Source organism: Corynebacterium suedekumii, from assembly GCF_030252185.1.
Taxonomy (GTDB): Bacteria; Actinomycetota; Actinomycetes; order Mycobacteriales; family Mycobacteriaceae; genus Corynebacterium; species Corynebacterium suedekumii.
The window spans coordinates 1,368,024-1,394,434 of sequence record NZ_CP126970.1 but is presented as its reverse complement, the minus strand read 5'-3'; the positions used below and the strand labels follow the sequence as shown (position 1 = coordinate 1,394,434).

At 60.0% G+C, this 26,411-nt stretch carries 18 protein-coding genes and 8 pseudogenes; 12 read left to right on the top strand and 14 right to left on the bottom strand.

From position 1 onward, the window contains the following. Positions 1–3 precede the first annotated feature (3 nt). Entirely contained in the window at positions 4–444 is a 441-nt protein-coding gene (locus tag QP029_RS07040) for a DUF3499 domain-containing protein (RefSeq protein WP_284876074.1), read from the bottom strand. Between the two features lie 92 nt (positions 445–536). On the opposite strand from QP029_RS07040, the gene QP029_RS07035 reads away from it, so the two are divergent. Next, positions 537–1,028 (top strand): metallopeptidase family protein, encoded by a 492-nt coding sequence (locus tag QP029_RS07035; protein WP_284876073.1) that lies wholly within the window; start codon positions 537–539, stop codon positions 1,026–1,028. On the opposite strand, the gene QP029_RS07030 is transcribed toward QP029_RS07035, so the two are convergent. The 3 genes from QP029_RS07030 to QP029_RS07020 all read right to left on the bottom strand — a co-directional run bounded on the left by QP029_RS07030 (position 1,009) and on the right by QP029_RS07020 (position 3,545). Then, complete coding sequence (locus tag QP029_RS07030) at positions 1,009–1,326, bottom strand: WhiB family transcriptional regulator (protein ID WP_432418709.1); 318 nt, start codon at positions 1,324–1,326, stop codon at positions 1,009–1,011. The two genes, QP029_RS07035 and QP029_RS07030, sit on opposite strands and share 20 nt — an antisense overlap. 240 nt (positions 1,327–1,566) lie before the next feature. Further along, on the bottom strand, positions 1,567–2,649 hold the full coding sequence (gene manB / locus QP029_RS07025; RefSeq protein ID WP_284876072.1) for a mannose-1-phosphate guanylyltransferase: 1,083 nt from the start codon (positions 2,647–2,649) through the stop codon (positions 1,567–1,569). After that, the gene (locus QP029_RS07020; RefSeq protein ID WP_432418724.1) at positions 2,646–3,545 is read right to left on the bottom strand and encodes a glycosyltransferase family 2 protein; all 900 of its coding nucleotides are present in this window, start codon (positions 3,543–3,545) and stop codon (positions 2,646–2,648) included. Before QP029_RS07020 ends, manB begins: the two co-directional genes overlap by 4 nt. Before the next feature lie 68 nt (positions 3,546–3,613). Here QP029_RS07020 and QP029_RS07015 point away from each other — a divergent pair, with 68 nt between their 5' ends. Continuing rightward, positions 3,614–5,173 carry an LCP family protein gene (locus QP029_RS07015; protein ID WP_284876070.1) on the top strand — a complete coding sequence of 520 codons (1,560 nt, stop codon included), beginning with the start codon at positions 3,614–3,616 and terminating at the stop codon, positions 5,171–5,173. Between the two features lie 19 nt (positions 5,174–5,192). Here the strand turns inward: QP029_RS07015 and QP029_RS07010 are convergent, their stop codons facing one another. Genes QP029_RS07010 through QP029_RS07000 form a run of 3 tightly spaced genes read right to left on the bottom strand, consistent with a single transcriptional unit; the run spans position 5,193 to position 7,666 of the window. Continuing rightward, complete coding sequence (locus QP029_RS07010; protein ID WP_284876069.1) at positions 5,193–6,953, bottom strand: DUF2075 domain-containing protein; 1,761 nt, start codon at positions 6,951–6,953, stop codon at positions 5,193–5,195. Continuing rightward, the gene (locus QP029_RS07005) at positions 6,940–7,263 is read right to left on the bottom strand and encodes a nucleotide pyrophosphohydrolase (RefSeq protein ID WP_284876180.1); all 324 of its coding nucleotides are present in this window, start codon (positions 7,261–7,263) and stop codon (positions 6,940–6,942) included. The genes QP029_RS07010 and QP029_RS07005 overlap by 14 nt, the downstream gene beginning before the upstream one ends. 7 nt (positions 7,264–7,270) lie before the next feature. Beyond that, positions 7,271–7,666, bottom strand: a complete 396-nt coding sequence (locus QP029_RS07000; RefSeq protein WP_284876068.1) for a RidA family protein — start codon at positions 7,664–7,666, stop codon at positions 7,271–7,273. Positions 7,667–7,902: 236 nt separating this feature from the next. Between QP029_RS07000 and QP029_RS06995 the strand changes: the two genes are divergently transcribed. Next, a complete protein-coding gene (locus QP029_RS06995) occupies positions 7,903–9,297 on the top strand; it encodes an IS30 family transposase (protein ID WP_284873803.1) in 1,395 nt (464 codons plus the stop codon). On the opposite strand, the gene QP029_RS06990 is transcribed toward QP029_RS06995, so the two are convergent. Next, complete coding sequence (locus QP029_RS06990; RefSeq protein WP_284876067.1) at positions 9,245–10,195, bottom strand: ACP S-malonyltransferase; 951 nt, start codon at positions 10,193–10,195, stop codon at positions 9,245–9,247. The two genes, QP029_RS06995 and QP029_RS06990, sit on opposite strands and share 53 nt — an antisense overlap. A 183-nt stretch (positions 10,196–10,378) precedes the next feature. On the opposite strand from QP029_RS06990, the pseudogene QP029_RS06985 reads away from it, so the two are divergent. Then, positions 10,379–11,067: pseudogene (locus QP029_RS06985) on the top strand (transposase); the annotation flags it as partial. A 15-nt stretch (positions 11,068–11,082) separates the two neighbouring features. Here the strand turns inward: QP029_RS06985 and QP029_RS06980 are convergent. The 3 genes and pseudogenes from QP029_RS06980 to QP029_RS06970 all read right to left on the bottom strand — a co-directional run. Then, positions 11,083–11,310, bottom strand: a pseudogene (locus QP029_RS06980) (transposase); the annotation flags it as partial. Positions 11,311–11,402: 92 nt separating this feature from the next. Further along, positions 11,403–12,610, bottom strand: a protein-coding gene (locus QP029_RS06975) for an IS3 family transposase (RefSeq protein ID WP_284874951.1) whose coding sequence is annotated in 2 segments (ribosomal slippage) — positions 11,403–12,310 and positions 12,310–12,610 — 1,209 coding nt in all. Because the reading frame shifts where the segments join, the coding sequence is not laid out codon by codon here. Between the two features lie 70 nt (positions 12,611–12,680). After that, positions 12,681–13,630: pseudogene (locus tag QP029_RS06970) on the bottom strand (ISL3 family transposase); the annotation flags it as partial. On the opposite strand from QP029_RS06970, the pseudogene QP029_RS06965 reads away from it, so the two are divergent. The 8 genes and pseudogenes from QP029_RS06965 to QP029_RS06915 form a co-directional block, all read left to right on the top strand. After that, positions 13,625–14,026: pseudogene (locus QP029_RS06965) on the top strand (transposase family protein); the annotation flags it as partial. The pseudogenes QP029_RS06970 and QP029_RS06965 sit on opposite strands and share 6 nt — an antisense overlap. A 71-nt stretch (positions 14,027–14,097) precedes the next feature. Continuing rightward, positions 14,098–15,305 (top strand): IS3 family transposase gene (locus QP029_RS06960; RefSeq protein ID WP_284874951.1). Its coding sequence is split into 2 segments (ribosomal slippage): positions 14,098–14,398 and positions 14,398–15,305, totalling 1,209 coding nucleotides; the frame shifts between segments, so codons are not numbered across the junction. Positions 15,306–15,342: 37 nt separating this feature from the next. Next, positions 15,343–16,188: pseudogene (locus QP029_RS06955) on the top strand (ISL3 family transposase); the annotation flags it as partial. A 588-nt stretch (positions 16,189–16,776) separates the two neighbouring features. Further along, a protein-coding gene (locus QP029_RS06950) for an IS3 family transposase (protein WP_432418662.1) occupies positions 16,777–17,969 on the top strand; the annotation gives its coding sequence in 2 pieces (ribosomal slippage) (positions 16,777–17,061 and positions 17,064–17,969; 1,191 coding nt in all). Between the two features lie 80 nt (positions 17,970–18,049). Next, positions 18,050–21,495: pseudogene (locus tag QP029_RS14280) on the top strand (non-ribosomal peptide synthetase); the annotation flags it as partial. A 729-nt stretch (positions 21,496–22,224) separates the two neighbouring features. After that, positions 22,225–22,848, top strand: coding sequence for a heparan-alpha-glucosaminide N-acetyltransferase domain-containing protein (locus tag QP029_RS06925; protein WP_284876063.1), 624 nt, complete (start codon positions 22,225–22,227; stop codon positions 22,846–22,848). Then, positions 22,838–23,602: a DUF418 domain-containing protein gene (locus QP029_RS06920; protein WP_284876062.1), complete on the top strand. Its 765-nt coding sequence runs from the start codon at positions 22,838–22,840 to the stop codon at positions 23,600–23,602. The genes QP029_RS06925 and QP029_RS06920 overlap by 11 nt, the downstream gene beginning before the upstream one ends. Continuing rightward, positions 23,599–24,498 carry an alpha/beta hydrolase family protein gene (locus QP029_RS06915; protein ID WP_284876061.1) on the top strand — a complete coding sequence of 300 codons (900 nt, stop codon included), beginning with the start codon at positions 23,599–23,601 and terminating at the stop codon, positions 24,496–24,498. The genes QP029_RS06920 and QP029_RS06915 overlap by 4 nt, the downstream gene beginning before the upstream one ends. Before the next feature lie 142 nt (positions 24,499–24,640). Here QP029_RS06915 and QP029_RS06910 read toward each other — a convergent pair. The 3 genes and pseudogenes from QP029_RS06910 to QP029_RS06900 all read right to left on the bottom strand — a co-directional run. Further along, positions 24,641–24,919: pseudogene (locus QP029_RS06910) on the bottom strand (recombinase family protein); the annotation flags it as partial. Between the two features lie 28 nt (positions 24,920–24,947). Next, positions 24,948–25,620: pseudogene (locus tag QP029_RS06905) on the bottom strand (transposase). Positions 25,621–25,944: 324 nt separating this feature from the next. Continuing rightward, complete coding sequence (locus tag QP029_RS06900; RefSeq protein ID WP_284876178.1) at positions 25,945–26,046, bottom strand: ArsR family transcriptional regulator; 102 nt, start codon at positions 26,044–26,046, stop codon at positions 25,945–25,947. Between the last annotated feature and the right edge of the window lie 365 nt (positions 26,047–26,411).

Below are 26,411 nucleotides of genomic sequence, written 5' to 3'. Positions count from 1 at the left end.
TTCTCAGTAGTTGTTGGTCTCGTCCTCAGGAACGACGCGCAGGTGGGCGCGGCGGCGGCCCTTCTCCTCGGAGACCCGCTTGGTGCGGTAGACGGGATGGATGGAGGTGTCCGGGTCCGCCGGATCCTTCGCCTCGAGGCGGACCGGGGCGGGGCCGTCGGTGTCGACGAGCCCGCTGGTCACGCGACCGGCCTCGCGGACGGCCTCGGCCAGCGCGGTGAGATCGTCATCGTCGTCGATGTCGATGTGGTTGACCCGCAGCATCTCCCACCCGAGCGGGGCGGTGATCTTCTCGGCGTGATGCTCGCACAGGTCCCAGCTGTGCGGCTCGGCGGCCAGGGCCAGCGGGCCGACGACGGCGGTGGACTCCGCGTAGGCGTAGGTCATGGTGGCGACGGCAGGCTTGCCGCAGCCGGGGCGGGAACAACGTCGCAACTGGCTCACGAGAGGCAAGTCTAAACCCGTCGTTGAGATTTTGGAAGTGCCCCGCGCGTTGCCACCGGGATTCCCCTCCCCCACGCCCTAGGCTGATCCCCATGCACACCAGGACGTTCCGCGATCGCCGCGGCCGGGGAATCCGCGGCCCCGTGCTGCCCATGGCAGCACCCAGGTTCCGCAGTCGCCGGGAGTCCTTCGACGTCGCCGTCCTCGAGGCCTACGCCCCCATCCAGCACGGCTACTCCGAGCAGCTGGCCCACCTGGACCTGGCGGTGGACACCGTGCCGCGGATGCGGCTGCGCCCGGACATGATCCTGCCCGACGAGATCGTCGCCGACGGGCCGGTCCCCCTCGGCCGCGTCATCCCGGCGGGCGTGGACCCACAGGGCCGGCCCACCAGGGCCCGCCTGGTGATCTTCCGCATGCCCATCGAGCAGCGGGCCACGAATGTGAGAGAGCGGGAGGAACTGCTCACGACAGTCCTCACCGCTCTGGTGGCCAACTACCTCAACCTCGATCCACGGGATGTGGACCCGGATTCCAGTGGTGAGGATCTTTCCTTAGGTCAGGTCAGCCGATCTGACGCTTGAGGCGGCGGCGCTCACGATCGGAGAGCCCGCCCCAGATGCCGAAACGCTCATCGTGCTCGAGCGCGTACTCCAGGCAGTCATCGCGTACCGCGCAGGCCTGGCAAATGCGCTTGGCCTCGCGGGTGGAGCCGCCCTTCTCCGGGAAGAACGCCTCGGGATCGGTCTGGGCACACAGTGCCTGGTCCTGCCATTCCTGTTCGACGGCCCCGAAGAGCTCGTCCAGGCTCAACTCCATCGCAGACCCGGCAATCCCGCCCGTTCCGCCACGGAGAATGGCGTTGTTAGCCATGTCTTCCACGCCTCATCCCCTTCTCCGCATTGGATATGTTTCTTACACTGATGTGATTACACACCCAGTCACTAAATGTCGTCAACCTAACGGCGGGGGAATTTTGGCCGGATTCGCGTTTTCCCACGTCGGGAACACCGTGAGTCACACTAGTAACAACTCCGCATCGTTGGGGGTGAGCGACGGGGGCACTACATGTAGTGGTGGCCAGAATCCCTGGCAACAACTGCCAGCGTTACCGGCGTGTCGTCACGCATCCGAGGAGAAACGCACTCCGTTGTCCGGGATGCTCACGCCCGGCCACACACGCATACCGCCGAGCAGCTCACACCGCGCGCCGATGTTCGCGCCCTCACCGACGACACAGCCGGTGATCCGGGCGTTGGCACCGATCCGGGCGCCGGAGGCGATGATGGAGTCCTCGATGATCGCACCCGGCTCGATGGTCACCCCGTCGTGGACGACGGTGTCGTCGAGACGGCAGCCGGCCCCGATCTCGGAACCGCGGCCGATGGACGTACCGCCGACCAGGATGGCACCACCGGCGACGAACGCGGATTCGTCGATAAGCGATTCCCCGGTGCGCCCCTCGAGCAGCGGGGAATGCGCGATGCCGCGGACAAGATCGGAGGAACCGCGGACGAAGTCGTCCGGGCGGCCCATGTCACGCCAGTAGGCGTGGTCGACGTGGCCGTAGACGCGGGCACCGTCGGCGAGCAGGCCCGGGAAGGTCTCGCGCTCGACGGAGACGACGCGGCCGGCGGGGATGGCCTCGATGACCTCGCGGCGGAAGACGTAGCAGCCGGCGTTGATCTGGTCGGTGGGCGGATCCTCGGTCTTCTCCAGGAACTCCAGCACGCGACCGTCGGTGTCGGTGGGCACGCAGCCGAAGGCGCGCGGATCGGCGACGCGCACCAGGTGCATGGTCACGTCCGCGTTCTTCTCGTGGTGGGTGTCCAGGATGGCGGTGAGATCCGTGCCGGCGAGGACGTCGCCGTTGAAGACCATGACGGTGTCGTGCCGCAGCTTGTCGTAGACGTTGCGGATGCCGCCGCCGGTGCCCAGGGCCTCCTCCTCCACGACGTACTCGATTTCCAGGCCCATGTCGGAGCCGTCGCCGAAGTACTCCTCGAAGACCTCCGCACGGTAGGACGTGCCCAGCACGACGTGGGTGATCCCGGCCGCCTTGATGCGGGCGAGCAGGTGCTGTAGGAAGGGGTAGCCGGCCGTGAGCAGCATCGGCTTGGGGGTGTTCACCGTCAGCGGACGCAGGCGGGTGCCTCGGCCGCCGACCAGGATCACTGCATCAGTCTGTGCAGGGTTGGCCGTCATGGTCGGGTGTCCTTTCGTTTGAGTGCCTGCCCCACGGCGACCGCGCCGCGGGCCTTGAGCCCGGCTTTCAGGGCGAGCCGTACGGGAGCCTGCCACCAGCGCGGCAGCCGGTCCGACTGGAACCGGTACGCCGACTCGTGGTGGGCGGGCAGCATCGTCTCCGGGTGTTCGCCGGCGGCGTGGCCCTTGGCGTGGGTGATCACCGCGGCCGGGCAGTAGACGTTGACGTAGCCGGCGCGGTGGAAACGGTCGCCGAGATCGACGTCCTCCATGTACATGAAGTAGCGCTCGTCGAAACCGCCGACGGCGTCGAAGGCATCCCAGCGCACGAGCAGGCACGAACCGGACAGCCAGCCCGCGGTGCGCTCGTTGTCCATGTCCGCGTTGTCGCGGTAGGACCGCGACCACGGGTTGTCCGGGTAGATCGAGCCCAGCAGGGCGTGGCCGATACCGTTACCCAGGGTGGGCACCGAACGGGCGGAGGGGTAGATGGAGCCGTCCGGCTCCTCGATCCGCGGGCCCACGGCCGCCGCCACGGGCCAGCGGCGGGCGCAGGCGATGAGCTCGTCGATGGCCTCCGGCGTGAACACCACGTCCGGGTTGGAGATGAGGAAGAACTCCGGGTCGATCTCCCCGGCGTCCCTCAGCGGCTGCAGGTGGCGGGCGGCGACGTTGACGCCCGAGCCGTAGCCGAGGTTGCCGCCGGTGGGCAGGAACTGCACGTTGCCCCGCTCCGCGGCCGCGGCCTCGGGGACTCCGTCGGTGGATCCGTTGTCGGCGAGCACGACGACAGCACCCCGGCGGGTGGCCGCGGGGATGCTGTCCAGGAAGGCCGCCAGATGCGGTCCCGGGGAATAGGTCACCGTGACAACGGCGATAGGCAGGCTAGTCACAATGGGCACAGCTTACCGACGCCGCCCGCCAACGGCCGGGTACGCCACTCCGATGGCCTAAACTGCAGGGCGTGAACGACAAGTACCGCCACGTCCGCGACATCCAGGCCGCGCCGCCCGCCGCCCCCGCCACCCGTCAGGTGGGGCCGACGCCGGTCAAGGTCATCATCGCGGTGCTCTCGGTACTGGTCCTGGCGATCTCCTCCCTCGGTTACTTCTCCGTCGGCCGTCTCGGTTCCGAGGTCGCCTCCGCCGGCAACCTGGCCCTCGGCGGCGGCCAGGGCATGAAGGGCAAGGCACCGGACGGGGCGACCGACATCCTGCTGGTCGGCTCCGACTCGCGTACCGACGCCCAGGGCAACCGACTCTCCGACGAGGAACTCGAGCGCCTGCGCGCCGGCGTCGACGACGGTGAGGAGAACACCGACACCCTCATGGTCATCCGAGTACCCAACGACGGATCCTCCGCCACGGCCGTCTCCATCCCCCGCGACACCTACATCCATGACCCCGAATTCGGGAACATGAAGATCAACGGCGTCTTCTCCGCCCACAAATCCGCCAAGAAGGAGGAACTCGTCGCCGCCGGCGACGGCTCCGAGAAGGAGATCGAGGAGGAAGCCACCGGCGTCGGCCGACAGGGCCTCATCGAGGCCGTCACCGACCTCACCGGCATCGAGGTCGACCACTTCGCCGAGGTGGGCCTGCTCGGCTTCGTGCTGCTTACCGACGCCGTCGGCGGCGTCGACGTCTGCCTCAACGAGGCCGTCCAGGACGAATTCTCCGGCGCAGACTTCACCGCCGGCCAGCAGACCCTGAGCGGCGCCCAGGCGCTCGCCTTCGTCCGCCAGCGCCACGGCCTGCCCCGCGGCGACCTCGACCGCATCGTCCGCCAGCAGGCCTTCATGGCCTCCCTGGTCAACCAGGTCCTCGCCGCCGGCACCCTGACCAACCCCAACAAGCTCGCCGACATGTCCACCGCCGTCGAACGCTCCGTGGTCATCGACGAGAACTGGGACATCCTCTCCTTCGCCAACCAGCTGGCCAACCTCGCCGGCGGCAACGTCGTCTTCACCACCATCCCCGTCACCTCCATCGACGGCACCGGCGACTACGGAGAATCCATCGTCACCGTCGACCCCGACCAGGTCCACGCCTTCATGGATGACCTGCTCGCCCCGGAGACCACCGAGGCACCGGCCCCCTCTGAGGAGGGTGGCGAGGCCCCAGCCGCCGAAGTCGAAGTGCTGGTCCTCAACGCCGGCTACACCGCCGGCCTGGCCGGCAGCGTCGGCTCCTACCTCGAGGACAACGGCTACACCGTCACCGACGTCACCAACGCCCAGCCCGGCATCTACACCACCTCCCAGATCGTCGCCGCCGACGCCACCGACCCCGCCGCCGTGGCACTTGCCGAGGAACTCGGCGGCCTCCCCGTCACCCCCAACGACACCCTCGAACCCGGCACCATCATCGTGGTCACCCACGACGACTACGCCGGCCCCCAGGGCGACGCCCCCCTCGAGCCCTCCCCCACCGAGCAGGTGGGCACCCCCGGTGCCGACGTCGGAGAGGCAGAAGTCGCACCCGAGATCGATGCTGGCGGCGACGGGCCGCGGTGTGTGAACTAGACGGGCAACCCGGGTTCGGCTAGCCGATAGTCGGAAAATACCGTCCCAGATACTCGCGGAGTTCAGGATTGACCACGTGAATGAATGTTCCTCTAATGCCACGAGTGAGGAGAACCGCGTAAATGCTGGTGATGAACTCAGTCAGCATCTCAGTCGTGGTTTCTCTATTGCGCAGCTTGTTGTTCTGTTTTCCCTGCGTGTCGTGGTAGTTCGACTTATCGATATAAAGAGACTCAGTCAACGGATCAAACCGTAGATCTTCACCGATGATCACGCCTGCGTAGTTGAGGTCGTATCCCTGAACGGTGTGGATCGAACCCGCCTCGTTGATCGCATTCGCCGAAGTAACCCAGTCGACCTTCTTGGAGTTCCACGGCAGGCGTACGCCCTCGCCAAGGTCGATGTCGAAGTCAGGACCGTCGATCTTCCTGCTGACCCATTTCCAGGCGTATCCCGCCACGATTCGGGAAAGACCATGCTCTTCTTCCCTTGCATTGATGAGCTCGACGAGGGTCCTCGGAGAATCAACCAATCCAAGTTCGTATGAATCTCCGAAACTCAGTCGCTCGCGAGGAGGACGGTTGGAAAGAACGTCGTAGACGTACTGGATGTAGTCGTTTCCTCCAAGACTGCGCATTTGCGTGACGAGCGAGTAGGTCCGCGGTTTTTGGCCCCCGGCTCCGTCGAGAATTTCGGCGAACTCCTCTTTTGGGAGATCGTGGGGTCGTACCGACTGCTTTTGGTCGAACATGAGAATTACGTGCTTCGACTTCGTCCGAAGCCAGTCCAGCTGGGATGCGTCGGGTTTCTGACCACCGTACAACCGCGCGTTGATGTCCTTGAACTCTTTATTTCGACTGTGGACCTGAGCCGAGTACTGATTGAGTCGATGGGCCTCGTCAACAATGACGATGTCGAAGTCTTCGTCGCTGTTGGCCACATCCCAGGGAGACATGACCATGTCCGGATGCAGACCCGGGGTGTTCTTGAAGACGTTCCCGATCGACTTTCTCAATGCCTGCTGAGGGACCACCAGCGCGATCTTCAGGCCTTGGAACAGTTTCCTCGTGTCCTCTAGATAGAAGTCAGCGAACATGTTGTCACCGTCAACTTCCTCGACATCACGACCATCTCCAACGTCAGATATGAGCTTCATCAGATAGATGGCGACAACAGTCTTCCCGGTGCCGGGGTCACCGGTTACAAAAATAAGGTCCCCGGCGCCCAACTCGTCCGACAGATCCTGGGTGAGGCCCTCCATGATGTCGACGACTGCAATGCCCTGATCGTGGGTAAGGGCCTTGAACGGTGAAAGCTTGAACAGTTCGGAATTGACGATCTGCGGAATAGTGCGCTGAAAGACGCCTGCTTCCCGTAAATCATTGAAGATGTCGTCGAACATCTCCCGGTAAGAGTCTCGGTCGAAGTAGTCAGCATCAGTGACGCCGGTGTTCCGGTTGAGGACCTCCAGCGAACCGTCACCAGCGGCGTACTGGATGAGCCTGGACTCGAGATCGAGGCACACTGACTTGTTGAACCGTTCGTCGAGAACAACTCGAACCTGCCTCAACCTCTCACGCTTGTCTTCTTTCTCGATGTGCTGACGCATCCGCGAAGTGAAGCTGACCGTCTCTCCGAGATAAACGGCGCCCAGTCTGCCCTTCCCTGCCGGACCGTTGAGGACATACACCACCGGCCAATTGCTCAGCCGAGGAACATCCGGGAGTAGCCCAACTGATTCCCTGTCGAACAGATACTCCTTGATCTCATAGTTCGTCATATTTCTCCGATCGACCGAATGCTTTTTCCACTGGGTACTTGGATCTGGTGATCGCCAGCTTCTCCTGGATAAGATCTGCCGGATTCTCGTCAAGACGATCCGCGAGCAAGTAGGCGTAAGTCAGGACGTCCGCAAGCTCGAGACGAATATCCTCCGAGTTTGAAGGGGCACCCCATTGGAAGCACTCGAGAAGCTCCGCAGCTTCGATGCTGATGCTCTTCGCCAGATTCTCGGGGGTGTGAAACTGCCCCCAGTTACGCTCTCGAACGAATTCTCTGAGATTTTGACAAGCATCATTCTGATTCACCAGACGCCCCTTATTTCCGCTCGTCGTTCGAGCAGCAATGCTCTTCGTCGCATCTCTCACTGACGTGTGCGATGGCATCGATCTCTACTGAAGCCCCGTACGGCAGCTTCGACACTTCCAGGAATGTGCGGGCCGGCCGGGCCTCGGCGAAGTATTCGGAGAACTGCTCGTTGGCTTCCTCCCGCAGGGTGACGTCGGTGACATAGTAGGTGAGTTTTACCAGGTGTTTGAGCTCGCCACCCGCAGAGGCCAACCGCTCGGCCAAGCGTTCCAGCGCCGCTGCGAGTGCCTCCTTGCGGCCTCCCACGGGCTGGAAGTCCCTGTCCACCGACAGGGCTCCGGAGACGAAGATGAAGTCGCCGGCACGCTTCGCCAGCGAGTAGGGGTGGTCGGTGGTCGGCTGCAAATCAGGTCCCTTCAGTAGATTGATCTGACTCCATGATGGCTGAAGGCCGCGGAAACATCTCCCAGATGTCGCAGAAATCTGAGCACAGAGGCCTGGGTTGGGAAATTCGACATCAGATGAACCCCTTGAGGCCGCTGGCGCCCCGGAAATAAGGCCGTCATCTCCCCACTTTGATCAACGTATCCTCGGCGGATTCAACTGGTCGTCGCAACACCTCGATGACATGGAGGTGTGTGATGCTACGTCGTCAGGCGGATGCGGATCGAGCGGTGCGACAACCGATGCGCTCTCCGGGGCGCCCGCCCCCGCGACGGGAGGTCGAGCGGGCATTCTGGGTACAGATCGCTGATGGGCTTACGAGCGAGGATGCCGCGGTTGCTGTTGGTGTGTCAGCACCGGTGGGTACGCGGTGGTTTCGCCATGCTGGAGGTATGCCTCCACTAGATCTTGCTCCAGCTGCTGGCCGTTATCTCTGCTTTGCTGAGCGTGAAGAGATCGCGCTGTTACACGTTCAAAATGTCGGCGTCCGTGAGATCGCCCGACGACTCGGACGCGATCCCGGGACAGTCTCCCGGGAACTGCGGCGAAACGCCGCGACCCGTGCCGGGGAAGTGGAGTACCGGGCTTCCGTTGCGCAGTGGAAGGCCGAGTCTGCGGCCAAGCGGCCCAAACAAGCGAAACTGGTGACCAACACCGCGCTGCGTGACTATGTGCAACAACGCCTTGAGGGCAGCGTCAGTCTGCCGGACGGGACGGTAGTTCAGGGGCCCGATGCACCGCGCTGGAAGGGACGAAACAAGCCACACCGAGAGGACCGTCAATGGGTCACGGGTTGGAGCCCGGAACAAATCTCGCACCGGCTGAAAGTTGATTTCCCTGATGATGGTGCCATGAGGATCAGCCACGAAGCGATTTACCAGTCGCTGTTCATCCAGGGGCGCGGCGCACTCAAGCGCGAGCTCGTCACGTGTCTACGCACTGGTCGAGCGCTGCGGAAACCACGACGGCGTTCACGGAACAAGCCACAAGGCCATGTCACAGACGATGTCGTCATCTCCGAGCGTCCCGCCGAAGCGGCGGACCGCGCGGTGCCTGGACATTGGGAGGGGGATCTGATCATCGGCACACACCAGTCCGCGATCGGAACGCTCGTCGAGCGCAAGAGCCGCTCTGTGCTGCTGGTGCACCTGCCACGACTTGCAGGCTACGGGCAGCAGCCGCGAGTGAAAAACGGGCCGGCCTTGGCCGGCCACGGCGCGACCGCGATGGCTGATGCGCTCACCCGAGCAATCACGGATCTACCGCAGCAACTGCGTAAGACGTTGACCTGGGATCGAGGCAAGGAGTTGGCAGAGCATGCCAGATTCGCGTTCGAGACCGGCACCACGGTGTTTTTCGCTGATCCGCACTCGCCTTGGCAGCGGCCCACGAACGAAAACACCAATGGGCTGCTGCGACAGTACTTCCCCAAGGGCACCGACCTGTCGAGATGGGGTGCTGACGATCTCGCCGCGGTCGCGTACACGTTAAATAACCGGCCGAGGAAAGTGCTCAACTGGAAAACCCCAGCCGAGGTATTCACAGAGCAGCTACCATCGGCCCAAGAACCTGGTGTTGCGACCACCGATTGAATCCGCCCTCGATGCCGACATTGTCGATGCACCAAGCAGTGACTTCACCTTCACTCGGAGGAAGCAACCCGACCAGTTGGTTCCCTGGGGGAAGTTGGACCCATTGCGTAATTCCCCGCTCGGAGAGAGCATCGACACCACGCCCCCACCGCACCGGCTGATCGGTCGAAATGATGAGATCTTCTACGACCTGCCGTGCGGTTCTTGCCAGCCGGCCGGTGGCATTAGCCACGAGAGGAAATCTGGGTGGATTAGTCTGGATCTCTCCCATCTCCTCTGCAAGACGGGCCCGGGTAGCGGCCATCATAGGACTGTGAGCGGGCACGGCGACTTTGAGGCGGGCCACTTTCTGTGCGCCAGAATCCTGCGCATACTGGCTGACCAAGGCGAGGGACTCATCAGATCCTAAGACCGTAATCTGGAGGGGCGAATTGAGATTAGACAACCACGCCTCACCACCAGATTCCCGTACTTTATCAACAATCCGGAGTAGAACGGCCTCGTTGAGACCGGTCACCGCGATCATTCCGTACCCTGCTGGCGCCGCCGCAGCCATGCCACTGGAACGGATATCCACCATACGGACGGCATCGTCGAACCGAAGCACCCCTGCAGCAACTGCAGCGCTCCAAGCTCCTAGGGAGTGACCAGCGGCAAAGTCAGGTTCCACTCCTTTTGCATGCAGCTCTTGAGCAACGCCAGTCTGTAGCACCAGCAACGACAATTGAACGGCGCGTGTTCCTCGCAGAGCTTCCGGCGTATCCCAAGCCCAGCCGTCCTCATCGAGTAACTGTGAGGCTCGATTGATGTTGTGCGTAACCGGTGTTAAATGTTTCCAGCGTGCGAACATTCCAGGTTGCTGACCTCCTTGCCCTCCAAACAACCATGCATTGCTCATTTGGCTATGTCCTTCCACGGATCCTCAACCAGCAGAGGGCCAGATGCAGTCCGGACGACCATCGTTGGCTTGGGATGCATTCCTACCGCTCGACTGAGTTCAGCGAAGGCCACGGACCTGACCCCCTGGTGGTGGACACGCTGAAACCAGCATGTCGCTGGGGAAGTGAGGTACCTTTCCACCATGCCACGCAAGACCTACACCGAGCAGTTCAAGCGTGACGCAGTCTCTTTGTACGAGTCGACTCCCGGAGCAACGATCAACGCGATCGCCTCCGATCTCGGGGTCAACCGCAACTCGCTGCGCAGCTGGCTCGATGCCTTCGGCACCGGCACCAAAACCAACGCCAACGGCGAGAAAGTCGCCAGCCCCATCGCCGCGTCGGACTCCGCCACCGCTGCCTCAGGACTGTCGGACGCCGAGCGCATCCGCGTACTGGAACGCGAAAACGCCAAACTCCGCGAGGAACGAGAAATCCTTCGTAAGGCGGCCAAGTATTTCGCGGAAGAGACGAACTGTTGAACCGCTTCCGGTTCGTTGACGACCATCGAGACCTCTACGAGGTCAAGCGGTTATGTCAGGTCCTGAAAATCAATCGGTCCTCGTACTACGCCTGGAAATCAGCTGCCCCTGCCCGCCGGCAAAGCCTCGTCGATGACGCGGTGCTGGGAGCGCAGATCAAGACCACCTTCAACGCCGAGAACGGCTGCTACGGCGCGAAACGAGTGACTGCGGCGATCAACTCCGATCCCGTCAACGACCGGGGCAAGGGCGGCCGTCTCAATCACAAGCGCACCGCCCGGCTGATGCGACAGATGGGCCTTTTTGGTTTCACCAGGAAACGCCGGGTGAAAACGACGACGTCGAGTAAACGGGCTCTTCACGATTTAGAGTGCGTTGATCCTGGCCTGCAGCTGGCCGGAGTGGATCAGTGACCGCAAGATGTAGTGGTCGAGGTTCCGGAACCCGAGTGCGATGCCGCGTAGGTGCTCAAGCCGTCCGTTGATGGCTTCGACCGGGCCGTTGGATGCACCGATGTCGAAGTACGCCAGGACATCCTCACGCCGGCGCCACAAGGTCCGTCCCAGCTGGGCAAGCTCTTCCAGACCTTCGGGTAGGCCCTTACGAATGCTGTTGATCACCCTGCTCTTGAGCTTCTTGCCCTCCGATGGGCCCGACCCCCGGAAAGTAGACACGGGGGATGTGATCAGGAAGCAGATCTCAGCGTAACAGGACATTGCTCTTCAAACACTGCTGGAGCGAGATACCCGCACCAGGAATGCCGACGCGTGGTGTTGTAGCGGGTACACCAGCGGAAAACATCTCGCCGGCACTGCAACTGATTGGCAAACGTCTTCGCGTCCTGGAGGACCTCACGCTTCAACGCGGCGTTGAAGGACTCCGCCAGGGCATTATCAGCGCTGCTGCCGATCGCGCCCATCGACTGCCGGATCCCCAGCGTTCTGCACGTCTCCTGGAACGCATGGGAAGTGTAGACACTGCCATGGTCCGAGTGAAAAATTGCGTCGTCGAGACTTCCGCGCTGACCCTTGGCCATCACCAGGGCGTCCTGGACCAGGGAAGTACGCATGTGATCGGCGATCGCGAAGCCGGCCAGCCGGCGGGAGAAACAGTCGATGACGGTGGCGAGGTACATATTCGACCCGTCCGCGATCGGCAGGTACGTGATATCGCCGACGTAGACCTGGTTTGGTGCCGGGGCGGTGAATTTCCTCCCCACCAGGTCCGGAAACACCGGCTTCCTCCCATCCGAGACAGTCGTGGTGACCTTGCGCTTCTTCGAGTAGCCAACCAGCTGCAACGAGCGCATGATCCGGGCGACTTTCTTGTGATTGACCGGGCTGCCGGGCGAGTCGTCGTTGAGTTGCGCCGTGATGCGTTTGGAGCCGTAGCAGCCGCGTTCTGCGGCGAACACGGCCTTGACCCGTGCGCCGAGGATCGCGTCGCTGAGCAGGCGTTGTGTCCTGGCGGAGGAGGTGTTTCTCCATTTGTAGTACGAGGACCGGTTGAGTTTCAGAACCTCACATAACCGCTTGACCGAATGGCTGTTCTTGGCGTCGTCAACGAACTGGAAGCGGATCACCAGGTCGTCTCTTCCGCAAAATATTTCGCGGCCTTGCGCAGAATATCGCGTTCCTCCCGGAGTCTGCGTACTTCTCGTTCCAGCTGGCGGATGCGTTCCGCTTCGGTCACCACGGTCGGTGTGTCAGAGCTGGAGGAAGAATCCGAGCTGCTGGTGCGGGCTCCGGTGCCGTATTTGCGGACCCAGATCTGGAGGGTGTTGCGGTTGACGCCGAGTTCGGCGGCGAGGGCGTTGATCGATACGCCGGGGGAATTCTCGTAGAGGGCGACCGCGTCGCGGCGGAACTCCTCGGTGTAGGTCTTGATCGGCATGGTGGCAGGTTACCTTTCCTCCCCGGCAGAAAGCCGGGTTGTCGGGTGTCTACCAAACAGGGGTCAGGTCCGATTTCTTCGGATGCCCGTACGCCTGGATCAGGTCCTGGTAGAACATCCAGGTGACTTCGAGTGCGACGTACTCATCGTCGGTGGCCCACAACAGGTCCAGCCGCCTGTTCTGCCGCTCGGTGAGGTAGTTCGTCCTGGTCAACAGGGTGCGTCGGTACTTGTATAATGGATCATCCTTACGCCCACGCCGCCCCGAGGTTTCACGTTGCAGGCGTTGCCGACAGCAGGTCGAGCTTGTCCGCGGCCAGGTGCACGACATGGAAGGGATCCATGACCTTTCTCGCCTGAGGGAGCGCCTGGTCCACCGCGGTGGCGTAGCCGGCAAAGCCATCCATGGTCACTACCTGCACTTGTCTCCTGAACTCAGGGCTGCGTTCCTGCAACCAGGTTCGCAGGACCTCGGCACTGCGTCCCGGGCGCATGTCCAGCAGTCGGGCAGGGCCACGGCCGTCGACCAGGGCTGTGAGGTCCACCAGGACCGTCACAAACGACGACGGCTGGCCGGGGCGGCGGGTGTGCTTCCACACATGCTCGTCGACCCCGAGGATGCGCACCCCTCCAGGTGGGAGAGGTTGTCGTAGACAAGCTTGCGGCAGGCATCGACGGCGACCTGGTTGACCAGCTCCCAGCCCACCCCGAGTGCTTTCGCCGTGGCAGACACACTCATCCGGTCTATCGCCAGGCGCTGGAGGACCCAGCGGGTGACCCGGTGGGTCAGCTTCGCACCATCATCGGCACACGTCAGGGAGGCCTGGAAGATCTTCCTGCCGCAGGCTGAATAGCTGCAGGTGACCTCGGGACACGGACATGAAGGCGGGTGGGGAACCCCACGACGGGAAGGTCGACCAGGGTCCGGACGATGTGGTCCCGTAGCTTTCCGGGATTTCCGCACTCGGGGCAGAGGCCAGCCACGGTCACAGGTGCGGCGTCGATGATGGTGAGGGTGCCGCCGACGCCGGAAACATCACCGTCATTGACGCCACGCCGGTGGCCGTGAGCAACGCCTGTCCTGAATGTTCCCGACCCGGGAAGCTTCGCGACCACGTCCTTCGCCGTCTCGTCGATCTGCCGGTGGTCGGGTTCCCGACCCGTCTGCACGTCCGCGTGCCCCGCTTCACCTGTACGAATGCCTTCTGTGGCAGGAAGATCTTCCAGGCCACACTCAGCTGCGCCGATGACGGAGCGAAACTCACCCACCGGGTGACCCGCTGGATCCTCCAGCGCCTGGCGATAGACCGGATGAGCGTGTCTGCCACCGCGAAAGCACTCGGCGTGGGTTGGGAGCTGGTCAACCAGGTCGCCCTCGAGGCCTGCCGCAAGCTTGTCTACGACGACTCTCCGCATGGACCTGACCCCTGTTTGGTAGACACCCGACAACCCGGCTTTCTGCCGGGGAGGAAAGGTAACCTGCCACCATGCCGATCAAGACCTACACCGAGGAGTTCCGCCGCGACGCGGTCGCCCTCTACGAGAATTCCCCCGGCGTATCGATCAACGCCCTCGCCGCCGAACTCGGCGTCAACCGCAACACCCTCCAGATCTGGGTCCGCAAATACGGCACCGGAGCCCGCACCAGCAGCTCGGATTCTTCCTCCAGCTCTGACACACCGACCGTGGTGACCGAAGCGGAACGCATCCGCCAGCTGGAACGAGAAGTACGCAGACTCCGGGAGGAACGCGATATTCTGCGCAAGGCCGCGAAATATTTTGCGGAAGAGACGACCTGGTGATCCGCTTCCAGTTCGTTGACGACGCCAAGAACAGCCATTCGGTCAAGCGGTTATGTGAGGTTCTGAAACTCAACCGGTCCTCGTACTACAAATGGAGAAACACCTCCTCCGCCAGGACACAACGCCTGCTCAGCGACGCGATCCTCGGCGCACGGGTCAAGGCCGTGTTCGCCGCAGAACGCGGCTGCTACGGCTCCAAACGCATCACGGCGCAACTCAACGACGACTCGCCCGGCAGCCCGGTCAATCACAAGAAAGTCGCCCGGATCATGCGCTCGTTGCAGCTGGTTGGCTACTCGAAGAAGCGCAAGGTCACCACGACTGTCTCGGATGGGAGGAAGCCGGTGTTTCCGGACCTGGTGGGGAGGAAATTCACCGCCCCGGCACCAAACCAGGTCTACGTCGGCGATATCACGTACCTGCCGATCGCGGACGGGTCGAATATGTACCTCGCCACCGTCATCGACTGTTTCTCCCGCCGGCTGGCCGGCTTCGCGATCGCCGATCACATGCGTACTTCCCTGGTCCAGGACGCCCTGGTGATGGCCAAGGGTCAGCGCGGAAGTCTCGACGACGCAATTTTTCACTCGGACCATGGCAGTGTCTACACTTCCCATGCGTTCCAGGAGACGTGCAGAACGCTGGGGATCCGGCAGTCGATGGGCGCGATCGGCAGCAGCGCTGATAATGCCCTGGCGGAGTCCTTCAACGCCGCGTTGAAGCGTGAGGTCCTCCAGGACGCGAAGACGTTTGCCAATCAGTTGCAGTGCCGGCGAGATGTTTTCCGCTGGTGTACCCGCTACAACACCACGCGTCGGCATTCCTGGTGCGGGTATCTCGCTCCAGCAGTGTTTGAAGAGCAATGTCCTGTTACGCTGAGATCTGCTTCCTGATCACATCCCCCGTGTCTACTTTCCGGGGGTCGGGCCCCATCTGGACGGGGTGCGCATCCTCGGGGTGGATGAGCATGTCTGGAAGCACACCCGAAAGCCAGGTCAGCCATCCAGTCTGGTGACCATCCTCGTCGACCTCACACCCCTGGTCGACGGCCGTGGCCCTGCCCGACTGCTGGACATGCGCCCCGGCCGCAGTGCACAGGTGCTGCGCACCTGGCTGCAGGAACGCGACCCTGGCTTCCGGGAGCAGGTGCAGGTGGTGACCATGGACGGCTTCACCGGTTACGCCACCGCAGTCGATGAGGTGTTGCCGCAGGCGAGGAAGGTCATGGACCCCTTCCACGTGGTGCATCTGGCAGCCGACAAACTCACCCACTGCCGGCAGCGGCTCCAACGGGAGACCTCCGGGCGGCGTGGGCGCAAGGACGATCCGTTGTACAAGCACCGTCGCACGCTGTTGACCAGGACGAACTACCTCACCGAGCGGCAGAAACAACGCCTCGACCTGCTGTGGGCCACCGACGATGAGTACGTGGCACTCGAGGTCACCTGGATGTTCTACCAGGACATGATTGCGGCTTACGGGCATCCGCAGAAGTCGGAGGGCAAGAAGCTCATGAGCAGGGTGATCAACAGCATTCGTAAGGGCCTACCGAAGGGGCTGGAAGAGCTCGCGCAACTGGGTCGGACATTGTGGCGTCGGCGTGAGGATGTCCTGGCGTACTTCGATATCGGGGCGTCCAACGGTCCGGTCGAGGCGATCAACGGCCGGCTCGAGCACCTACGCGGCATCGCCCTGGGTTTCCGGAACCTCGACCACTACATCTTGCGGTCCCTGATTCACTCTGGGCAGCTGCAGGCCAGGATCAACGCACTCTAAATCGTGAAGAGCCCATTTACCTAGGGCGTCAGAGTCCACCCGGTACATTCTGGGTGCTCGGGTGCCGTGTTTGGTGGTGAGATACGCAGCAGCGAAATCACGGCCCCGGCTGCCGTGCAGCACCTTGCGGCCCAGGTGGGCAAGCAGGGCCTCTCGGTCGAGACCACTGGCCGGGGTATCATCCAGGCCACCGTAAAGATCAGTGCTCTGGGTGTGTCTGGTTGTGCCAGGCACGGTGTTATTGACTAGACTCATAGCCATGCTTTCCCCGGCAATTGACGTACCGGTGTAAAGCGCTTAACACTTAGTTGGTAGCTAGGTGCTAAGCGAAACAAGGAATGCCCATCAGTGTCCAGCTGGTGGGCATTCGCCATTTTTCAGTTCTTTTCCCGCACTGTATCAGCACATAATAGTCTCTGATCGCGCGACACGTTCCTACTGCTCAAAACATCTTTTTATTAAAAAATACCTTGCGATTATGAATTAATAACGTTAAAACCTTCTATCAGAATAACGTTTGGGTCTGCTGCACGATCAGGTGACAACCGAGCAGCCTAATCAGATGGTTGGGCTGGAAGGATGTACACCGTGACCAAGCCCTATCCCAAAGAGTTCCGCGATGACGTTGTCCGTGTCGCACGGAATCGTGAGCCCGGTGTCGAGCTCTCCCAGATCGCCAAGGACTTCGGGGTCCACTTCACTACCCTGTACTCGTGGCTGAAGAAGGCTGACCTCGAGGACGGTGAAGTGTTGGGCTCGACTCAGGTTCAGTCGGCTGAACTGCGCGACGCCAGGAAGAGGATCCGTCTCTTGGAGCAGGAGAACGAGGTCCTCCGCCGTGCCGCGGCGTATCTCTCGCAGGCCAATCTGCCGGGAAAATGATGTACCCGCTCGTTCGTGAGTTGGCCGTGGACGGTGTCCCCGTCACGGTGACGTGTCGGGTGCTCAATCTTGCTCGCCAGCCCTACTACCGGTGGCTGGCGGACCCGATCACCGATGCAGAGCTGAATGAGGCTTACCGTGCCAATGCCTTGTTCGACGCCCACCGGGATGATCCCGAGTTCGGCTACCGCTATTTGGTGGATGAGGCCCGCGATCTCGGTCAACCGATGGCAGCGCGCACTGCGTGGCGGATCTGCTCAGACAACCGCTGGTGGTCGGTGTTCGGGAAGAAACGCGGCAAGAACGGTAAGAAGCCCGGCCCACCGGTCCACGATGACCTCTGCGCCGTCACCGATGAGGAGGGCAGAACCCGGCACGAGTTCAAGGCCGATGGCGCGAACGAATTGTGGATCGGCGATATCACCGAGCACTGGACCAATGAGGGCAAGCTCTACCTCTGTGCGTTCAAGGATGTCTACTCCAACCGGATCGTGGGGTACTCGATCGATTCGCGGATGAAGTCCCGCCTAGCCGTGGCTGCCCTCAACAACGCGGTCGCCCGCCGCGGCGACGTGGCCGGCTGCGTGGTCCACACCGACCGCGGGTCTCAGTTCCGTAGCCGGAAATTCGTGCGCGCTCTGGGCATTCACGACATGACCGGATCCATGGGCCGCGTCGGTGCGTGCGGGGACAACGCAGCCATGGAGAGCTTCTTCGCACTCCTGCAGAAGAACGTCCTCGACCGCCGCGCATGGGCCAGCCGAGAAGAGCTCCGGATCGCCATCGTTACCTGGATCGAGAGGACCTACCACCGACGCCGCAGACAGGACCGCCTAGGCCGCTTGACCCCGATCGAGTTCGAGACAATCATGACCACACCAGCCGATCAGGCTGCGTGACTAACCACTGTCACCTGATCGTGCAGCAGACCCAGGTATAGTCAAATTCTGACGAATTTAAATATATCTTTAGGAGTGTCATGTCAACTAATTCTGGCGAGTCACACGTGCCTAACTTCGCGATCTCTGATCACGCGGAAAGGGCAATTTTTGGGCTCGAACCGGCACCCGAGGAACGCACGCTCGTAGATATCCTTACAGCCACTATTAATGCCCATCCAGACATTGCTGCCATTGAGGCTGAAAACGGAATCATTACTTATGGCGAGCTACTTGACGTACTAAATGCTCAGGTTGAACGCCTGCAAGAGCATGGCGTTGGCACTGGCTCGCGTGTGGGTATTCGTGTTCCTTCAGGAACCACGGACCTTTACGTGGCTATTTTGGCCACCATTTATGCGGGTGCCGCTTATGTCCCAGTCGATTGGGATGAACTGGATACCCGCGCGGATACCGTGTGGGAAGAAGCCAATGTGGATGCGGTCTTTGGCAAGGACTTGTCCATTACTCATCCACGTCATATCCCTGAATTTGAAGAGTCCAACAAGGCGCCTTTGTCTTTGGATAATGAGGCTTGGATAATCTTTACTTCCGGTTCCACCGGCAAGCCTAAGGGCGTGGCCATTAGCCACCGCAGTGCGGCGGCGCTGGTTGATTCAGAGCGCTTGACCTATTTGGCCGATAACCCACTACGCCCAAATGATCGTGTGATGGCCGGCTTGTCCGTTGCTTTTGACGCATCTTGTGAAGAGATGTGGCTGGCATGGGCAGGCGGCGCAACCTTGGTTGCGGCATCCCGTGATACCGTGCGTTCCGGTGACGTGCTGGGACGTTGGATTGTGGACCAGCGCATTACTGCCGTGTCCACTGTTCCAACGCTTGCTGCCATGTGGGATGTGAATTCTCTTAATGCCGTGCGTTTGCTGATCTTTGGCGGTGAGGCATGCCCACCGGCGCTGGCTGCACGCCTGCAAAGGCCAGGGCGCGAAGTGTGGAACACCTATGGCCCTACTGAAGCTACGGTTATTGGTTCCGCCGAGTTGATGGATGGTTCTGCCCCCATCCGTATTGGCCGCCCAATCCCAGGCTGGTTGCTTGCTGTTGTTGATGAGAATGAGCAGCCGGTGAAGTGGGGTGAGACCGGCCAGCTGATCATCGCGGGTGTGGGCTTGGGACGCTACCTTGATCCGGAAAAGGACGCAGAGAAGTACGCGCCTTTGGAATCCCTTGGCTTAGACCGTGCTTACCGTACTGGTGACTTGGTGGTTGCGGATAAAAAGGGTCTTATCTTTGAGGGCCGTGCGGATGACCAGGTCAAGATTGGTGGTCGCCGTCTGGAGCTGGGCGAGGTAGATGAGTACCTCAACTCAGCACCCGGTGTGCATGCTGCGGCGGCAGCTGTGCAAAAGACCCAGGGTGGCAACAGCATTCTGGTTGGCTATGTCTCTGGTGATGACACCATTGATTTGGCAGATGTTCGCGCCATTATGAAGAAGAACCTGCCGGATGGCATTGTTCCGCAGTTGACCATTTTGGACACCATGCCGATGAAGACTTCCGGCAAGGTGGACCGTAAGGCTTTGCCGTGGCCATTGGAAGGTGCAGATGAAGAAGCACTGGAGGGTCTGACTGATGCCCAGCAGGAAATGGCGCAGCTGTGGATTGAGCAGATTGGTAGTGTCCCGCTGACGCCGGATTCTTAACTTCTTCGAGATCGGCGGCAGTTCTGTTGCGATTGCACAGCTTGCCGCACGTATCCGTGAGGATTATCCATCGGCAGAAATTGCGGAGCTTTATGCCAATCCGAAGCTCAATGACATGGCCAGATATCTGTCCACCTTGATTCTGCTTCGGAGACCCGCAGTGAGTCGGCGAAGATTCCCAAGATGGCTGGTGTATTCCAGTTCGTATTCGTGTGCCTGCTCTATCTCATTAACACCATTCGTTATGTACTAGGCGCGTTGATTGCGGTCTGGGGTTTGGGCACACTTTTCGATGCCGGATGGGTACCAGGTATTCCAGGTTGGCCGTTGCTGATTGGCTGGATTATCTTCTACTCTCTACCGGGCAAGGCAGTCATTGCCGCCAGTGGCGCACGTTTACTAACCGCCGGTATGAAGCCGGGTATTTACAAGCGCGGTAGTTGGACGCATCTGCGCATGTGGGCAGCGGGACGGCTGTTGACCTTCATGCAAATTGATAATCTCTATGGCTCGCCCATGGCGCCAACGATTCACCGCATGTTTGGCAACAAGGTGGCAAAGACCGCAAATGTGTCCTCTGAGCCGTCGGTTACTGGTTTGGCCACCATTGGTGAACACGCTGTGGTGGAACAAGATGTGGATGTTCAGGGTTACTGGATTGATGGTGACACTGTCTTGATTGGCACCGTCACCATTGATGACCGGGCACGCGTGGGAATGCGTACCTTTATTAATCCAAACAGCCATATTGAACGCACCGCTGAGGTCTTGGCAGGCTCTACTGTTTCTGGCACCATCCCCGCTGGTGAAACCTGGGGCGGCTCGCCTATCACGAAACGCGGCGTTGCTGGTGAATCCTGGCCAAGTTGTACCCCACAGGAAATTGGCGCGGGTACTCTTACAGGATTGGAAAAGCCACTCAACGGCTTGATTGAACGACTGTTGTATAACGGTGGCTTGTTGGTCGTGCGTTTCTTGCAGATTGTCAGCATGAGCCCTGGCTTCGTGCTGGTCTACCCACAGGTAGCATCCATTGAGGTTTATGAAGAAGTCTTCCCACGCCTGCTGTTGTGGATCTCCGGCCTTCACTATCCTTATGGCCGCGACCTGGCTTGCTGGTGTGGCAGTGGTCATCCGCTTGTTGTCTGTAATGATCTCGCCCGGGCTTCTATTCTTCACACAGCGCTGTCGCCGCAGCAGTATGGCTTACCCACGTCATCATGCAGCGCACGTTAATTTCTACATACCCGATCTATGCTTCTGGTTTCACTCCAGCGTGGCTGCGTCTGCTTGGCGCGCGAATTGGCAAGAACGTGGAAATCTCCACTGTTGAAACCATTCCGCACTTGACCTGGATTCGTGACAACAGCTTCCTGGCTGACCACTCCTCAGCATCTACCACCCGCCATAGCTCCCACTGGGTTCATATCGGAACCACCGTTATTGGTGAGCGCAGCTTTGTGGGCAACTCCGGCATTGTCGGGCCAGACCAAGACGTGCCAGATGATTCCCTAATTGCAGTGCTGTCAACCAATCCGGGCCAGGTTGATGCTGGTTCTTCCTGGTTGGGCCAAAATCCACACCAGATTCCGCGTCGTGTGGTGGATAGTGATTCCACGGCAACCTATGAGCCAACCCGCAAGCTCCGAATTCTGCGCGGCATTGTGGAATGCTGCCGCATTATCCCGCAGATGTTTTCCAACCTGCTTGACCTGCTGACCATCTGGGTGTTGACCATCATCTACATGCAGTTCTGGTTCTCCGATCTCTCCCAGGCGGAGGCTCTGGCATGGACTTCCCTGTTGGCGTGGCCAGTTCTGCTGGTCTCCGGCACCATCGCCGCCATCATCCCGATTGTGACCAAGTGGCTGTTGGTAGGACGTTTCCGCGTTCAAGATCGCCCGCTGTTCTCCAGCTTTGTCTGGCGTGGTGAGCTCATTGACGTCTTCGTGGAATCACTCGCCATCCCGGGCATTATCCGAATGAGCCTTGGTTCTCCAATCTTCAACCTGTGGAATCGACTCCTCGGCGTTCGGATTGGCAAGAACGTCTGGTGTGAGACCTGGTGGCTGCCAGAGTTTGACTTAGTAACGCTTGAAAACGGTGCGAGCGTCAACCGCGGCACCGTAGTTCAGACTCACCTGTTCCAGGACCGCGTGATGTCTATGGAGCCAGTGACATTGGAAGACTCCGCCACTCTTGGACCAAACAGCTTCACTCTTCCAGGCAGTTCAATTGGCCAGCGCGCCACCATCGGTCCGGGCTCGCTTATTCAACGCCATGAGATTGTGCCGGCAGATACCTGCTGGCAGGGCAATCCCGCGCAGTACATTCCAGTATCCAGCGCCGGATTCCCACGCGACAGCGTCCACGATGAAAACCACGGTGACGCACAAACCTTAAATCACAATGCCGCTTCCGATTCAGTAGTGGCAGATGAAGCAGACAACACACAGCAGACGCTGGTGTCCGCTTCGAAATCCAAATAGAGCGAGGATGGCATGACACATCGACCCACTACCTCCAAACGTCCTGACCCTGATTTTGCAACTATGGACAGCACGACCTCAACGGATGCTGTTTCTACGAACATCGCTTCAGCCCGTCCGGTGCCGGGGCGTTCCGGAGCCCGTAAAGTCTGGACTGGTCGCTACGATCATGGCGATCCTGTCTACCTTGATCCAAGCTCGCAGGATCCGAAGCCTGGTGATCAAAAGCAGCTCAAGCACTCGCGCATTACTGGCTTAGACGTCGCACGCGGCGTTGCACTCATTGGCATGGTTGCGGTGCACACGCTGCCATCGAAAGATCCCGATGGCACAATGAGCGTCGCTTTTTGGCTCACTGCTGGTAACGCTGCGGCGCTGTTTGCCACCCTCGCAGGCGTCGGACTTGCGTTCATTTCTGGCGGACAAAATCGTGCCTCGGGCCTGAAGCTGCGTATTGCTCGCAAGCGTTTGTTCATCCGCTCGCTGCTGATCTTCTTGCTTGGTGTCACGATCAACCAAGTATTTGGCCCCGTGGTATTCAACATCTTGCCGTTCTACGGCCTGTTGTTCTTAGTTGCAGTCTTCTTCATTGGCATGCGCTTGCGCTGGCTTGTGGTATCCGCTGGTATCACCATCACCGTCATGCCAATTTTCGTCTTTGTGTTCAATCACAACAGTGATCTCTGAGCAGCTGGGTAATGTGACCTTTCAAGACTTGATTCAAACGCCGCTGGAATCCATCAGCACTCTGCTAATTACAGGTGCTTACCCGGTGGCAACGTGGTTCTTCTACATCCTGGTGGGCATGATTATTGGCCGCTTGCAGCTCAAGCTTATGGCTACCCAGGCATACTTGCCGTTCTTCGGATTCGTCACGGCGTTGGGTACGTGGATCATCTCCTACGTTGGTATTTGGTTCGCTGGCGGTTGGGAAGCAATGGTTGCAGCAGAGCCACAGTTGAGCACCGACGAAGTGGAACAGTTCATTGTCTTTGGTGCTGAATTTGATTACCTGCCAACCAACACTTGGGCGTGGGGTCTGCTCATGGCTCCGCACGCGAACACTGCTTTGTCTATACTTCACTCCGCTGGCGTGGCCGTCTTCGTATTGGGCCTGTGTCTATTGCTGTGCCGCTTCATCCCGCACCAGATCTCCCCACTTGCGTTGGTTGGTTCCATGACACTGACCCTTTATGTCGGCCACCAGCTGTATGTGACTTACAACACAACCTCCGAATCATCGATGCTGCATTTCATAACTCAGCTCGCTTTCGGGGTTACCCTCGCTTATGTTTGGACGCGCTTCACGCGCCAGGGACCTTTAGAATGGCTCGTTGCCAAGATTTCTAAGGGAGGTGACGCATTATTAGAATCCAGAGCGTCACGCCGGGAGCTCGTCGAGTCATCGGAGCAGGTCAGCGTAAACGGACCAACCGATTGATCGCACTTCTGGCTATCGTAGTTGTAGTCATTTTTTGCCTGATTGTCATCAGTTTGGTGGCAGTCAGGTTTGCCGGTGCACGGGCGGATTGTTTCGAGTGGCAAGACGCTGCTTTTGAGATGTCATCCGGCCCGGAGACGAAAAAGATTGTCGCACCGGCCTTAGATACCATCACGGAAGACACCTTGATGGATCAGATGTTTAAGGATTCCCGCGGAACCGAATCTTCCTATCACGTGTTCAATCACGGAATTGATGCGGATAAACCCGTCGGCGTGCTCATTCACTTGCATGGTGATGGCGGCGGTGAATATGACTCGCCCCAAGGATTTGCTACGTGCGCGGCAGCGCTGGCTGCTGAGCACAACATGATTACTGTTGTGCCGCGGACTCCGGATACCGAAAATGACACCTGGTGGCAGGACATGAATACCAACCAGCGATGGTTGGATGAACTCACCGCCAAGGTGGTTAATGACTTCAATATTGACCGCAATCGGATCTGGTGGTCTGGCTATTCTGGCGGCGCGGAGTTCTTGAGCTATTCCATGCTTCATAACAGCCCGAATTTGGTCACCGGCGGCGCAGTTATGATGGCCGGTGGCGGCGCCCCGACGTGGGTGAATAAGAAGTTCAATCAAGATTATCTTGCCAATACCCCACTGTATTGGGTGGTTGGTGAACGCGACGATGGATCTACTTCTATTGACGGTTTTGATGCGCTGAGCGCGGCACGTAAGGGCTCCGACTGGTACCGCGATCAGGGCTTTAATCAGGCCACGCTCAATGTCATTCAAAACCATGATCACTACAGCTTGCCCACCATCGACGTCTTGCAGGTGGGGTTACCCGCAAATCGTGGACAGTTAGTTAAGCAACATTTTCCAGGACAGTGACATCTGCCTGATGGTATGCATTCTCGAAATCAACCGGGCTTTGATACCCAATCGATGAGGGGGCTGGGGAAGATCTCTACGGAAATTCACGCTAAGGACGTTCTGGTTTTGATTCCGTCATGGGCGGTGGAATTTTGTGGATCTAAGTGGCGGCCTCACCGGCGCGTTTGATGGCGCGGTAGACGGTGGATCGGGCTACGCCGAAAAGCTCGGCAATTTCAACAGTCGTGTGCGTTCCTGCCTGGTGAACGGAAACCAAATGTGCCTCTTGCTTCTTGGAGAGCTTGGGCTGCTTTCCGCGCAACTTCCCCTTTGCTTTAGCGACAGCCATCCCCTCACGGGTTCGTGCTCGGATCAAGTCTGCCTCGAATTCGGCAACCATGGCCAGAACATTGAACAGGAGCCTGCCCACGGTCGGGTCTGCTGCACGATCAGGTGACAGTGGTTAGTCACGCAGCCTGATCGGCTGGTGTGGTCATGATTGTCTCGAACTCGATCGGGGTCAAGCGGCCTAGGCGGTCCTGTCTGCGGCGTCGGTGGTAGGTCCTCTCGATCCAGGTAACGATGGCGATCCGGAGCTCTTCTCGGCTGGCCCATGCGCGGCGGTCGAGGACGTTCTTCTGCAGGAGTGCGAAGAAGCTCTCCATGGCTGCGTTGTCCCCGCACGCACCGACGCGGCCCATGGATCCGGTCATGTCGTGAATGCCCAGAGCGCGCACGAATTTCCGGCTACGGAACTGAGACCCGCGGTCGGTGTGGACCACGCAGCCGGCCACGTCACCGTGACGGGGACACCGTCCACGGCCAACTCACGAACGAGCGGGTACATCATTTTCCCGGCAGATTGGCCTGCGAGAGATACGCCGCGGCACGGCGGAGGACCTCGTTCTCCTGCTCCAAGAGACGGATCCTCTTCTTGGCGTCGCGCAGTTCAGCCGACTGAACCTGAGTCGAGCCCAACACTTCACCGTCCTCGAGGTCAGCCTTCTTCAGCCACGAGTACAGGGTAGTGAAGTGGACCCCGAAGTCCTTGGCGATCTGGGAGAGCTCGACACCGGGCTCACGATTCCGTGCGACACGGACAACGTCATCGCGGAACTCTTTGGGATAGGGCTTGGTCACGGTGTACATCCTTCCAGCCCAACCATCTGATTAGGCTGCTCGGTTGTCACCTGATCGTGCAGCAGACCCGTATGTGGATGCTACAGACAAGCAATGATGTTCTAACCGGTGATCTGGAGTTGATCGCGGCAACGCTCCTGGAGCAGCTGACTCCACCGGTATCTCCCCAACAGGTGGAGCTACTAGCCGAAGCAATTACCGGTGAAGTATGCGTCTTAACTCATCTCAATCACCAGTAGGCAACCAGTTCTAGAAACCTTGAGATAGGTAACCTTCCTGCCTACCGGCAGGGGAACCGTATATTGCTTATGGCGTTGCACCCTTTTAATCCGAGATGAGCCCGGCTTTTCTAAGCGCAGCCAGATGATAGGCAACGGATCTTTTTGATAGTTCTGTCTCAGCCATGATTTCTTTATGAGTAGGCATCGTTCCTGTTTGAGCGAGCACGTCTGTTACGAACGCAAGAATCCGACCTCGACTCGCGTTTCCTTGTCGCTGCCTGTTCATATTTGCAGCGTGGAGTTTCTTTCGCAGATCATTGGCGTAGTCGCTATTGGGGTCTTTCCAGCGTTCTGCAGCTTTCTTCCCGCCCCGCCTACCCATCGTGGCCAACGCCTTACGCTCCGCACTCGTCGCACGCCCCGTAGCTGTTGAACTGCCATATCCCTCGCCTTTAGACGTCGTGACATAGCCACGTACTCGCCTGGCCATCGTCTGGCGGTCTTTCGGACCTGACCCCTGTTTGGTAGACACCCGACAACCCGGCTTTCTGCCGGGGAGGAAAGGTAACC

Bases quoted from the DNA above. Each gene is read 5' to 3' on its own strand.
- QP029_RS07035 (WP_284876073.1), top strand. From the start codon at position 537: ATGCACACCAGGACGTTCCGCGATCGCCGCGGCCGGGGAATCCGCGGC.
- manB (WP_284876072.1), bottom strand. From the start codon at position 2,649: ATGACGGCCAACCCTGCACAGACTGATGCAGTGATCCTGGTCGGCGGC.
- QP029_RS07010 (WP_284876069.1), bottom strand. From the start codon at position 6,953: ATGACGAACTATGAGATCAAGGAGTATCTGTTCGACAGGGAATCAGTT.
- QP029_RS06995 (WP_284873803.1), top strand. From the start codon at position 7,903: ATGCTACGTCGTCAGGCGGATGCGGATCGAGCGGTGCGACAACCGATG.
- QP029_RS06990 (WP_284876067.1), bottom strand. From the start codon at position 10,195: ATGAGCAATGCATGGTTGTTTGGAGGGCAAGGAGGTCAGCAACCTGGA.
- QP029_RS06925 (WP_284876063.1), top strand. From the start codon at position 22,225: ATGGACAGCACGACCTCAACGGATGCTGTTTCTACGAACATCGCTTCA.
- QP029_RS06900 (WP_284876178.1), bottom strand. From the start codon at position 26,046: ATGCCTACTCATAAAGAAATCATGGCTGAGACAGAACTATCAAAAAGA.